The sequence below is a fragment of the Gardnerella sp. C0026F2 genome (genome assembly GCF_056590715.1).
In genome coordinates, this window is record NZ_JBWPWR010000002.1 from 266,075 (window position 1) to 278,786 (window position 12,712).

Consider the following 12,712-nt stretch of genomic DNA (forward strand, 5'->3'; position numbering starts at 1 on the left):
CACTAAAGTTACGTTAGCAACAACAGGTAGAATGGAAAACTATGGCAGCATTTAGTTCGTTAACAGACCGCCTTTCCAATGCTTTTAAGCATTTGCGCAGCAAAGGCAAGCTATCAGAATCCGATATTGACGGCACAATTCGCGAGATTCGCCGCGCACTTCTCGATGCAGACGTTGCGTTGGAAGTGGTCCGCTCATTCACTGCTCGAATTCGCGAGCGCGCTCTTGGTGAGGAAGTTTCGCACGCTTTAAATCCAGCTCAGCAAGTTGTGAAAATTGTAAACGACGAGCTTACGCAAGTATTGGGCGCAGGTGTAGATAGGCAGCTTAATTTTGCGAAGTACCCTCCAACTGTAATTATGCTTGCAGGTTTGCAAGGTGCAGGTAAAACTACGCTTGCTGGAAAGCTAGGCTACTGGCTGAAGGATGCAGGTCATACTCCTTTGCTTGTAGCAGCAGATTTGCAACGACCTAATGCAGTCACACAGCTGCAAGTTGTTGGCGAGCGTGCAGGAGTTCCTGTATTTGCTCCAGAAAAGGGCGTGCAAACAGGTGGAAGCGCGATTTCTTTGCCATGGTTCACTAAAGGCGACCCGGTTAAGGTTGCGCGCGATTCTATTAATTATGCGCGCGAAAAAATGTATGACACTGTGATTATTGATACCGCAGGTCGTTTGGGCGTTGACGAAGAGCTTATGAAGCAGGCACGCAATATTCGCGATGCCGTGCAACCGCAAGAAGTGCTGTTTGTTATTGATGCAATGATTGGTCAGGATGCTGTTCGCACTGCTCAAGCTTTTAACGATGGCGTGAACTTTACTGGCGTTGTGCTTTCTAAGCTTGATGGCGACGCTCGAGGCGGTGCTGCACTTTCGGTTGCAAGCGTTACTGGAAAGCCGATTTTGTTTGCTTCTACAGGTGAAGGTTTGAAGGATTTTGAAATCTTCCATCCTGATCGAATGGCTTCACGCATACTCGATATGGGCGATATTTTGACGCTTATTGAGCACGCACAGAAGCAGTTCGACGAAGAAGAATCGCGCAAGGCTGCTGAAAAAATAGCTGAAGGCAGCTTTGGTTTGGATGATTTTTTGGAGCAGCTTCAGCAAGTTCGTAAGCTTGGCTCAATGAAGAAGCTTTTGGGCATGATGCCTGGAATGGCAGCTCACCGTCAGGAGCTTGAGCAGTTTGACGATAAGGAAATTGACCGAACTGAGGCAATTATTCGCTCTATGACTCCTCAAGAGCGTAGAAATACAAAGATTATTGACGGATCTCGCCGCGCGAGAATTGCTGCTGGTTCAGGTGTGAGCGTTTCGCAAGTTAATGCACTTTTGCAACGTTTTGAGCAGGCTGCAAAAATGATGAAGCGAATGAGCGGAGGCGCTGGAATGCCTGGCATGGGTGGCATGCCTGGATTCGGTGGAGCTGGCAGTAAGTCGAAGCGCAAAGACAAGAAAGGCAAGAAGAAGGGCGGAAAGTCCGGAAATCCAATGCGCAGGGAAGCCGAAGAGCGCGCGTTGCGTGAGCGTCTTTCTGGCGAATCTACTAGCGACGATGTTGCAGGTTCTGCTTTTGCAAAGCCGCAGCAACCAAATCTTCAGAATCTTCCTGAAGGACTTAAGGAACTTATGAATTCCGAAGACGCAAATCAAGATAATCAACTGCCACCTAACTTTGGCGGCGGATTAGCTGGCTTATTCGGTCGATGATTTTAGTATTGGCGTTTTTGTGGGTTATATTTGTGCCGCTTCTTTTGTGGCAGCTGCTGCGTTGGCTGCCAGCAGGTGCGGATAAATATAACCCACTTCCGTATATTATTGCGCTGCTTCCGCTTGCAACTTACGTTGTGGGAGCACTGTTTTTCTTCAGTATTTTCGCTACAGAATGGCAAGTGCTGTACGCATCTAAAAATCCGCAATCGTATAATTTCGCTCAATCTTACGGATATTTATGTGTTGCGTACGCTGCGCTATTTTTGATTTCGCTTAAGTCGTATACGCCGTACTGGTTTGCAAAATTGCGTAGGTTGCACGAAAGCAGATCGTCGCGCAAAAGATGCAAGGAACAGCATCAAGAAATACGCATGATGACTCTTAATTGCAGATACGGAAAAGCGAGCGCATCCGAAATAATAGAAATAACGAAAAAATATCACGTAAATACGTTACTTTTACAAGAATTAAGCGAGTCTTTAGTAAAAAATCTTGAAAAACTTGGAATATACGAAATTTTTCCAACTTCGCGCGTAGGTGCGCAAAGTGAACATAATAACGGCGGATTCAACGCTATTTTTACGCAATATTCCGCGATTTCTACTTGCAATAATTCCGTAAAAATTGAAGCTGCAAGCGTACCAAGCATTACAACTTGCTTAGATTTTGGTGCAAATAAAAAAGTTTTAGTAAAATTTGCTTCTGCACATCCAAAGTCACCGATGCGTGGGTGTGCTGCTTGGAGTAATGGAATTCGCGCACTTGCGAATATCGATTCTGCTGACGAATCTACTTCGAAAACTTGCGATTTAGCAACTCTCACTATTGTTACTGGCGATCTTAATTCCACTGTCGATCATCCAAGCTTTCGCTCGCTTTTAAAATACGGATTTACAGACGTTGCACTTTCGCTTGGAAAGCGTCTACGCACATGGCCTACATGGCTTAAGTGGCCAAATCTTACACTTGACCATGTGCTATTTTGCGCAAAAAACTGTAAATCTAACGCACTATGGCAAAAGAATGTAGTTGTTGACGGCACTGATCACCTAGCCTACATCGCAGCAATCGACCTACAATAACTAGATAAAAACGTCCAAGCGCGCAGGCATAATAGATAAGTTATTCGCGTGAATCGGCGCCCTCTTCCCGACCACGTGAGGAACATGTGGAAGCTCGCAAGGAGTGCCCCACACCCGAACGAAATTCCACGACTCTAGTTATAAGGAGAGCCATTTTGGCAACCAAGATTCGTCTTAAGCGATTGGGCAAGAAGTTCTATGCCTTCTACCGTGTAGTCATTTCTGATTCACGCAACAAGCGCAACGGTCAGTCCATCGAAGAGATCGGCGTTTACGATCCAAACAAGCAGCCATCTATGATTCAGATTGATTCTGAGCGCGCACAGTACTGGCTTGGCGTTGGCGCACAGCCAACCGAGCCAGTGTTGAAGCTCTTGAAGATCACTGGTGACTGGCAGAAGTTCAAGGGTCTCGACGGCGCCGAAGGCACGTTGAAGACTTCTGAAGCTGGCCCAGACGCACAGGCTCGCGTTGAAGCTGTTGAAGCTGAAGCTCAGAAGCTGAAGGCCGCTAAGTCTGAAGCCGCTGCTAAGGCTCAGGCTGCAGCTGAAGCCGCTGCAAACGAAGCCGAAGAAGCCCCAGCTGAAGCTGCAGAAGCTGCCGAAGCCGAGGAAAAGGCTGAGTAATCATGCTGGCTCAAGCTGTTGAACATCTCATTAAGAACATCGTGGATTTTCCAGATGACGTGTCGGTACGTTCTCACGAAAATGCTCGCGGCGAATTGCTTCGAGTACGCGTGAATCCTGAAGATATCGGTCGCGTTATTGGACGCAATGGTCGTACCGCTAATGCAATTCGCATTGTTGTGCAAGCTTTGAGCAACCACAATGTGCGCGTTGACATTATGGACGTACGTAAGTGAGATGAACGTGGCATTAGACCAACAATCTTTTGACAACCCTCAGCAAAGTCGTAATGACCTGCTGAGGGTTTGTCGTATCGGTAAAGCCCAAGGTTTAAAAGGTGAAGTCACTGTACAAATTTTTACAGATGAGCCTTATGAACGTTTTGAGCCTGGAAATGTATTGTGCACTGCAGACGGTGAGCGCGAGTTCGTTATTGAGAACGCAAGAACGTTCAAAAATCGTTGGATTTTACTATTCGAAGAATCACAAAATCGCAACGATGCAGAAGCACTTAATGGCACTGAATTGTATGTGCATGCAGAAGATGCGCAAGAACTTGCTGCCGAAAATGCTTGGTATATTAAGGATTTAGTCGGTTTGCAAGCGCGTTTGTGCGAAGAAAATCAGCTTGGGCTTACTCCGAAAGTTATTGGAAAAGTCGTGGATGTGCTCGACGGCGCACAATCGTTACTGAAAATCCGTTTAGATCATCCGGTTGACGAAGAGAATAAAACAGCGCTCGTGCCATTTGTTGAAGCTATTGTGCCGGAAGTTGACGTTGCAAACGGGTATTTGACTATTGATCCTCCTGGCGGTTTAATTCCGGGGCTTTTGTAGTTTCGTAGTTTTTGTAGTTTCGTAGTTTTCGTAGTAGAGTGCCTTATGATGGACATCGATATTATTTCCGTATTCCCAGAATATTTTCGCATGCTAGACCTAAGTTTGTTAGGCAAAGCGCAAAATAATGGCTTATTGCAAATTCGCGCATACAATTTACGCAAATGGACTCACGATGTGCATCAATCGGTAGACGACACGCCGGTTGGCGGTGGTGCTGGCATGGTTATGAAGCCTGAAGTTTGGGCGGAATGCTTAGACGAGCTGCTTAACTTACCAAAATCTGAAGTAAAAAATACGTGCGATACATGCGATACGTGCGATAGTTGCGAAGAAGCAAAAATCGCGCCTAATAAAATAGGCTCAACTAAACCAATTCTTATATTCCCGAACCCTTCTGCCCCACTATTTACGCAAAAAGACGCAACGGAATTAAGCAACGCAAATCATTTGGTATTTGGATGCGGCAGATACGAAGGCTACGACGCTAGGATTCCAGAATATTACCGCGCGCAAGGAATTGACGTACGCGAGTACTCAATTGGCGATTACGTGCTAAATGGCGGAGAAGTTGCAGTAAGCGTTATGCTTGAGGCAATTACACGCTTAATCCCTGGGTTTATGGGAAACCCTGAGTCGATTGTTGAAGAGTCGTACACAGGATCGGACGCACTTTTAGAACACCATCAATACACGCGTCCAACTACTTGGCGAGGTATAAGCGTTCCGGAAATACTCACTTCCGGAAATCACGCCAAAGTTGATCGTTTTCGTCGAGATGAAGCTATATCTCGTACAAGCGAAATTCGACCTGACTTGATTGAAAAATTGGACTGCCACAAGATAGATAAAGCGGATCGAAAAACGCTTATGTCGCTCGGATGGGAAGTTTCAGGCGAACATCCGCGCAAAAACTTACTCTAGCAACAAAAGCCGAAAAATAAATTAGTCGCGAGAAGGCTGAATAAACAGCACCGCAGTTTCTCCGTAATTACGCGTATCAAACAGCTCCCAGCCTTCAGGCATAGTCGGCAAAACACTTCGCGCGCTACGCTCCAACACAATCAACGTATCCGCAGAAACGCTCGCAACTCCGCTCGCAATCATCGAAGCCAATAAACTTTCGCAATCCGCAGTTTCGTAAGCATAAGGCGGATCAATAAAAACCAAGTCAAACGCTTCCCCACTATAATCCGCAACGAACTGCTCCGCGCGCTTTCGAAGAACCCTCATAGAAAGCGCAGAATCCCAAGCCTTTGAACTCTGCAACGCCTTCGACGTACGAAGTATAAGCGCAGCCGCTTGCGAATTTGCTTCAACAGACACAAGCTCGCGCGCGCTACGAGATAGCGCCTCAACTCCGAGCGCTCCCGTGCCGGCAAATAGATCAAGTACGCGCGCATTGTGCATAACATCCCACGAATCGAGCCTAGAAAATATCGCTTCTTTCGTGCGATCTGTAGTAGGTCTTGTACACGACTGCGCTGAAGTAAGCGGCAAAGATTTAAAACGTCCAGCAATAATGTGCATACTTCTAGCTTAGCTGGAACCTGCAGACACGCACGCGGCGGCAGAAACTTTACAGCGGCGTAAAGAAAAAGTCGGCTGCGCGAGAAAAAGCGGCAGAAACTTTACGCACGAGTAAAGAAAAAGCCGTTTGCGCGCGAAAAAACGGCAGAAACTTTACAAAAAGGCAGATATTACTTATCCGCCGCCTTAGGATCCGGAATTAAGAACGAGCAAGCGAGCGCAAAAGCGAGCAAAACGACGCCGGCAACCATCGCAGCAGCGTATCCGCATGTTACGCCACTCAAAGACGCAACATTCGTCATCACAGCATACAAAATTGCAAAACTTAAGCCGGCTCCCAAATTAAAAGCTCCAGCATTCATACCCGGCAAGTATCCCGGATTATCTTTTGGAGAAAGCACAATACCTAAGCCATTAAGCATAATATTTGCCATGCCAGAATAGCTCACGCCTACCCACACTGAAAACAGCACTAAAGCCCAAACAGACGGCATATAAGCAACATACACGCCAAAAGCAACACAAATCATGCTAAACGCAATTCCAATACGCAACACAAGCCTGTACCCGTAATTTGCAGCGAGCACACCCGAAATAGTGCCAAACAATAGTCCAATAATTGCGTAAGGAGTAAGAGTTACGAAACTTACCATATTTGTGCCAATATTTGCACCAAACTTACTATCGTTAGCAAGCTTTATGACAACGCCATTTATCAAAGCAAACACGCCAGTCATTGTCAATAAAGTGCACAAAAGCAAACCCCATGTGCGACGCTGCTTCATATATGTTGTAGAAACCAGCGGAATCGCGCTTAAAACTTCGATTTTCCAGAATATTGCGAAAAACAGCACAGCAACAAGCACAAGAATAAGCACCATAAGCCAGTTAGATTTAGCTAGTTTATTACTAAGTTCATTAATAGAAAGATATATTGCAAGAAACGCAATTCCGAGCGTTACAACTCCCAGCCAATCCATTCTGCTAGTAGCATCCGAGCGAGATTCATCAGCTAAAACAATAATCATAATAACAGCAATAGTTGCGATTGAAGCCATAATCCAGAAAACAGAACGGAATCCGTATTTACTGGCAAGCCAACCACCTAATAAAGCATCAAATCCAGCAATACCGCCATTTACGGAACTTAATATTGCCATCAACTTTGCGTAACTTTTTTCTTGCCGTACGCGCACGCGCAACATAATTAAGCACATTGGCAATACAGGACCGGAAGCACCTTGCAAAATACGCCCAAGCATAAGCATATTAACGTCTTGAGCTAGCGCAGAAATAATGCTTCCAAAAAGAGTTGAGATAAGAATTCCGGAAAGTACTTTTTTACGCCCAATTAGATCAGACAATCGCGGCAAAAATAGCGAAAATAATGCTGCAGCAGTAAAGAATATTGTTTGCGTTAAAGCGATTTGAGTATCTGTAGTATGAAGTTCTTTTGACATCGTCGTCAATACTGGCGAAAGCATAGAAACGTTTAGCTGGAACGCAAAAATAGCAGCAAGAAACGCCACCATTAACGCCAAAACGGAACGTCCACCCTTATCTAGCATACGCGTAGAAAATGTTGGAGATTCAACCTCAGCCATAATATAACCTCCGCTTAATTACGTAAAGTCATTCAAAAGTCATTCAAAAGTCACCAACAATCATCCAATGCGCTTAATCGCATCTATAATCAAATTCCAGAATTTATCGAAATCAAGTTTTGTAGCAACTTGCGTATGGCATTCTTCTTCAGAAGGTTCAGTGCCACGCAAATCTGCAACGGTCATGCCAAGAGTTAAGTCACTGTTTATTTCAACATCAAGTGGGCAACGCCTTGTGCTAATAACACTTTTATCGATCAAATAAGCGACTGTGCAAGGGTCATGCACTGGAGGATCAACAAAATCTTGATTATTCTTATAAGCTTTACGGAAGTAATCCATAAGATCGCAAGCAAATTTAGAAACAGGCGTTCCAATAGAATTAATTTTCTTCTGTATTTCTAAAGTGCACAAAGCTTGGTGAGTTAAATCTAAGCCGACCATCGTAACTCGCCAAGCTTCATTAATCACAACATGCGCAGCTTCAGGATCCGTCTTAATATTAAACTCAGCAACAGCACTACAATTGCCACTATGATAGCCGCCACCCATAAGAACTACTTCTTTAACGCGGCTGACAATTCTAGGCTCCATTCGCACAGCCATAGCAATATTCGTAAGAGGTCCAGTTGGTACAAGCGTAATTGTGCCAGGCTCATGGCTCATAATTGTGTCAATAATCCAGTTAACAGCATGCCCTTTATCCAAAGGTTTAGTTGGCACTGGAATATTTGCTCCGTCTAATCCTGTTTCTCCATGAACAGCAGCAGCAACTTTTAGCGGACGAATCATAGGACGGTCGCATCCGGCATGAACTGGAATATTAGTTGCATGAGCTATTTCTAGAGTTGCTCTAGCATTGTACGTTACTTTTTCTAGGCTTTGATTTCCACCAACCGTAGTTACTCCTAGCAAATCGATACTAGGATTGCCAACAGCTAATAAAATTGCCATCGCATCGTCATGACCAGGGTCACAATCTAGGATGATGGAAGTCATACTAACTCCTTCATAAGCACATGTATTTTGGAAGCAAATCGCAACGAAGCACTTCGCGTAAGAACGCAAAATTAAGCATGCTCATGAATATTCGTCATGCGTTGAGAAATAAGTTCTGGATTAAACGACTCATGTACAGGCTGCATAGATTCAGTATTCAAAGCTGCAGCAGCAACCGCAAATCTGCCAGTTTTTGAAGAATCAAATTCGTTATATCGCGCGTAAATAAGCGCCGCAGTAGCAGCATCGCTAGAACCGTTGTCGTTGCCGACTGCTTTAACACCAGCATTGCTATTTCCGCGAGTTAGCATCATTCTCTGGACGCGCTTAACTGGAACAGGATAGAACGACACTCCCTCATCTGCAACACCATAAGCAACTCCTGCGCGACCGGCATTTACAAATACACGTTTTACTCCACGCTTTAAAAGCACATTCGCACAGCGAATTGCAGAACGCTCGTCAACAGCATTAATGCCAGTTAAAGCCTGCGATTCAGCAGTATCTAAAATAAGAGTGTCAATACGAGACAATCTAGAAAGAACGCGAGGAGCTTTTGCATCCGTAACTGCACGAACAACAATAGGACGGCGATAACGGTCACATAGCCACTCAATTGACTTTTGCGGAATATTAGTATCCAACACCAAAATATCAGCATTTTCAATAATAGACATGCGCTCACGCAAAAAATCAGGAGTCATGTGATCGTAAATACTCATATCGTCTAAAGCAAGCAAACGCTGACCAGAAGCGTCACCAACATACATGTACGAAGCAGTCATCGACTCAGGAAGTTGCTTCGCATAACCAATATCTAAGCCGTTTGCAGCAGCATCAATGCGGAAAAGCTCTCCGTTGTGATCGCCACCGTACACAGAAACCATGCTTGTGCGAACATTAAGACGCTCCAACGCGACTGCAATATTCCTTCCAACACCGCCTAGCATGTAGCGCACGTGAGAAGCGTTAGACGTGTAATCCATCAAATCTCCGCAAGCAATGCCAAGAACATCCATGCTAATTCCGCCAACAACAGTCACATAACTTGGAGGAGTAACAATATATCCCTTACCTCGTAAATATCCTTTGCGAATTAAATTGGAAATATGAGCGGCCACACCTGAACGAGTAATTCCTGCGAGATTTGCAAGTTCCTGCTGGCTAATCATCGGGTTTTGTTGAATCCAAGTCAAGATTTGTTGTTCGCGTTCAGTCATTGTCGCCTCATCTCTATTGTGATTACAAATGATGCCTACTATCTAGGATATTCACAATTCTCATAATATGCACGTAAATTTATGTAATTTTGTTGTTTTTTTATATTATATCTAACAAAAGTTGATATTAATTATAAATTAAAAATAGCTTTATTACCGTATTTTTTACTAAATTAAGTGCATAAATATGCAATAATTTTTTCTTTATACTTTTATTTATAGGATATTTTATTCATACAATATTTTAATTTTATAAGATATTTTACGCGCAAATTCAGAACTTTAGAATTTTAATTGCTTACGATTTGCGCACTTCCGCCTCTCGTAAAATCAAGCACTGCACCTGCAAGATACGGCAACGAAACAAGATGAGCGTCTTTTTGCAAAGTCTCCAACGCATCTTCACGAGCCATAGCGATAATCTTTGCATCCTTAACAACTCGCAAAATCTTCAAACTCGAGCGACCACCCGACTGCTTATCGCCAAGAACATCGCCAACATTGCGCAATTCCAAATCTTTCTTAGCAATTACGGCACCATCTAGCGAATTTTCAACAACTTGCAAACGTTCCCGAGCAAGACTTCCATCCTCAGTTTGCGCAACCAAAAATGCCCAAGAATTCGTGCCACCACGCCCAACACGCCCACGCAACTGATGCAATTGCGCAAGACCAAAACGATCCGCGTCAAAAATCACAATGCAACTCGCTTGAGGCACATCAACACCGACCTCAATAACCGTTGTAGCAACAAGAACTTGCACATCTCCGCGTGCAAAACGTTCCATCGTTTCGCGTTTCGTAGCATCATCGTCGCGACCAGTAAGCTTAGCAAAAGTAACGCCTTTAAATTGCGGCAAAGCTGAAAGCCGCTTCAAAATGCCGTTAACTGTATGAAGTTTACGCAAAGAATCCGCGCTATTTTCTTCAGATTGATTAGATTGCACAGATTGCGAAACATCTTCAAAACCTTCAGATTCATCGCTATCAAAATCCCTAGCAAAACCACTAGCAGAAGCACTACCAGAATCCCTACCAGAATCCTCATTAAAATCATCATCAATATGCGCGCAAACAACATACGCACGCTCACCTGCATCAATGCGAGCACGAATATGCGCAAACATTCTCGCCATAGTATTCGCATCCGATTCTTGCACAACAAAAGTGCGAATAGGTTTTCTGCCTCCTGGCAATTCAGTTAAATACGAAGCATCCAAATCACCGAACCACGTCATAGCAGCAGAGCGCGGAATAGGCGTTGCAGTCATTACTAAAAGATGCGGTGTAAAAGACTTTTCAGCACTATCATGCGGATCTACACTCATTTTGCGCAACAAAACATCGCGCTGCTCGACACCAAAACGATGTTGCTCGTCAATAATTACCAAAGCCAAATTAGTCGGCTTAAAAGTCGACGAGAACGCTGCATGAGTTGCAACAATAAGCGAAGGCTCCCCACTTGCAACACTCGCTAGCGCACGTCTGCGATCCGCAAGTCTCATGCCGCCAGTTACTACGATTACAGGCACTTTTAGATTCGCGCGCGCAATCATTTGGCGCAAATTTTCGGCATGTTGAGACGCCAGAACTTGAGTAGGAGCCACAAGCACAGCCTGATAGCCTGATCCAACTGCCTCAAGCATTGCAGCGAGCGCAACAACTGTTTTTCCGGAACCAACTTCACCTTGAAGCAAGCGACGCATCGGATGGTGCTCACGCATGTTACGTACAATCTCATCAATTACATCTTTTTGACCATCAGTAAGCTCAAACGGCAAACTTTCCACAAATTCATTTCTTATAAGAGAATTATTACAGGATTTTGCTTGATTATCTTTAGAATCTTCACGAGATCGCAATACAGCTACTTGGGAAATGAAAGCTTCTTCATAGCGCAACGAGTCAACAGCTTTGTAAAATTCGTCAACTGATTGCGGATTATGAATTGAGTATATTGCTGACGCTCTAGTCATGAGGTTACGTTTTTTTAGCACTGATTCAGGCGTAATATCTGGGATTTGCAGGGATTCACTAGCGCAAGTTGCGGAATCTTTAGAATTTGCGCAAGCTGCGGAATCTTCAGAAGCTTCAGAAAGTGCGGAATCTTCAGAATATTTAGAAAGTGCGGAATCTTCAGAATATTTAGAAAGTGCAGAAAGTATAGAAAGTATAGTTTCGTGAATATGCTCACTAGAGATTCGCGAATTTGCATGATACACAGGCATAGGAGCACTCATACGCGCCAAACCATCTTCCACGCTTCTTACAGTATCGCGAGATTGATGCAAGCTATCGCTTTCTTCTACAGCAGATATGGTTAAAATTTGAGGATGCGTAAATTGCAATTTACCATTAAAAGCGCTAGATGTGCCGCCAACAACAACCATTTCACCAACATGCATCTTTGCAGAAAGCCACTGAGCGTATTGACGATTTTTAGAAAAATAAATAAGTTGAGCTACTGCTTGCATATCTTGCAAAATGTTAATTTCGATTCTAAATCCGCGACGAGCGTTCATAGGCACAACGTTAACTGACTGGACTTGCGCATAGAAAGCCACTTCTTCGCCAATTTTTACATCTTTTAAGTTCGCAATTCTCAATGGACTTGTGACTCTAAACGGGTAGTAAGTTAACGCGTCTTCGACTGTGACTATGCCCAAAGATTTTAATGCAGAAACGCGTCGCTTATTGCTGATTATCGCAGAAAGCGAAGTATGCATTTTGGCTGAGTTCGTGGGCGTATTTAGCATATTTCGATTATAAATCATCCGCAATCAGGAATATAACGTGCGCGCGAAAAAATATGCAAATACAAAAAAGCCCCGAGCAACACTCAGGGCCTTACAATTTAAACGCAATACAATGCGCGAATCACGCCTCAACGCGCTGAACCTTGCCAGCCTTAATGCATTTCACGCACACACGAAGGCGAACGTTCTCGCCATCAATGGTGGTGCGAACCGGCTGAAGGTTCGGGCGGAAGGTGCGCTTATTGCGGATATGCGAATGTGAAACAGTGAAACCAGTCTGAGGTCCCTTGCCACATACTGCGCAACGAGCTGCCATAATTGGACTCCTATTTTCTTTGACTTG

Annotated in this window: 12 protein-coding genes; 6 read left to right on the top strand and 6 right to left on the bottom strand. The window is 44.3% G+C overall.

The window, feature by feature from the left end; genetic code table 11:
* Positions 1-41 precede the first annotated feature (41 nt).
* The 6 genes from ffh to trmD all read left to right on the top strand — a co-directional run bounded on the left by ffh (position 42) and on the right by trmD (position 5,184).
* Positions 42-1,712 (top strand): signal recognition particle protein, encoded by a 1,671-nt coding sequence (ffh, locus tag AC1EK3_RS03620; RefSeq protein WP_480033505.1) that lies wholly within the window; start codon positions 42-44, stop codon positions 1,710-1,712.
* Positions 1,709-2,797: an endonuclease/exonuclease/phosphatase family protein gene (locus tag AC1EK3_RS03625; RefSeq protein WP_480033504.1), complete on the top strand. Its 1,089-nt coding sequence runs from the start codon at positions 1,709-1,711 to the stop codon at positions 2,795-2,797. Before ffh ends, AC1EK3_RS03625 begins: the two co-directional genes overlap by 4 nt.
* A gap of 155 nt (positions 2,798-2,952) precedes the next feature.
* Positions 2,953-3,423, top strand: a complete 471-nt coding sequence (gene rpsP / locus AC1EK3_RS03630) for a 30S ribosomal protein S16 (protein WP_033888579.1) — start codon at positions 2,953-2,955, stop codon at positions 3,421-3,423.
* A gap of 2 nt (positions 3,424-3,425) precedes the next feature.
* Positions 3,426-3,659, top strand: a complete 234-nt coding sequence (locus AC1EK3_RS03635; RefSeq protein WP_004105376.1) for an RNA-binding protein — start codon at positions 3,426-3,428, stop codon at positions 3,657-3,659.
* A 1-nt stretch (position 3,660) separates the two neighbouring features.
* Positions 3,661-4,260, top strand: a complete 600-nt coding sequence (gene rimM, locus AC1EK3_RS03640) for a ribosome maturation factor RimM (RefSeq protein WP_480033503.1) — start codon at positions 3,661-3,663, stop codon at positions 4,258-4,260.
* Between the two features lie 48 nt (positions 4,261-4,308).
* Positions 4,309-5,184, top strand: coding sequence for a tRNA (guanosine(37)-N1)-methyltransferase TrmD (trmD, locus tag AC1EK3_RS03645; protein WP_480033641.1), 876 nt, complete (start codon positions 4,309-4,311; stop codon positions 5,182-5,184).
* A 21-nt stretch (positions 5,185-5,205) separates the two neighbouring features.
* Here the strand turns inward: trmD and rsmD are convergent, their stop codons facing one another.
* The 6 genes from rsmD to rpmB all read right to left on the bottom strand — a co-directional run bounded on the left by rsmD (position 5,206) and on the right by rpmB (position 12,685).
* Positions 5,206-5,790, bottom strand: a complete 585-nt coding sequence (gene rsmD / locus AC1EK3_RS03650) for a 16S rRNA (guanine(966)-N(2))-methyltransferase RsmD (RefSeq protein ID WP_480033502.1) — start codon at positions 5,788-5,790, stop codon at positions 5,206-5,208.
* 170 nt (positions 5,791-5,960) lie between these two features.
* Positions 5,961-7,394, bottom strand: a complete 1,434-nt coding sequence (uriT, locus tag AC1EK3_RS03655; protein WP_480033501.1) for a uridine transporter UriT — start codon at positions 7,392-7,394, stop codon at positions 5,961-5,963.
* A 60-nt stretch (positions 7,395-7,454) separates the two neighbouring features.
* The gene (uriH, locus tag AC1EK3_RS03660) at positions 7,455-8,393 is read right to left on the bottom strand and encodes a uridine-preferring nucleoside hydrolase UriH (protein WP_480033500.1); all 939 of its coding nucleotides are present in this window, start codon (positions 8,391-8,393) and stop codon (positions 7,455-7,457) included.
* A 71-nt stretch (positions 8,394-8,464) separates the two neighbouring features.
* Complete coding sequence (locus AC1EK3_RS03665; protein WP_480033499.1) at positions 8,465-9,613, bottom strand: PfkB family carbohydrate kinase; 1,149 nt, start codon at positions 9,611-9,613, stop codon at positions 8,465-8,467.
* A 290-nt stretch (positions 9,614-9,903) separates the two neighbouring features.
* Positions 9,904-12,387, bottom strand: a complete 2,484-nt coding sequence (locus AC1EK3_RS03670; RefSeq protein ID WP_480033498.1) for an ATP-dependent DNA helicase RecG — start codon at positions 12,385-12,387, stop codon at positions 9,904-9,906.
* 103 nt (positions 12,388-12,490) lie between these two features.
* A complete protein-coding gene (gene rpmB / locus AC1EK3_RS03675) occupies positions 12,491-12,685 on the bottom strand; it encodes a 50S ribosomal protein L28 (RefSeq protein WP_012913853.1) in 195 nt (64 codons plus the stop codon).
* Between the last annotated feature and the right edge of the window lie 27 nt (positions 12,686-12,712).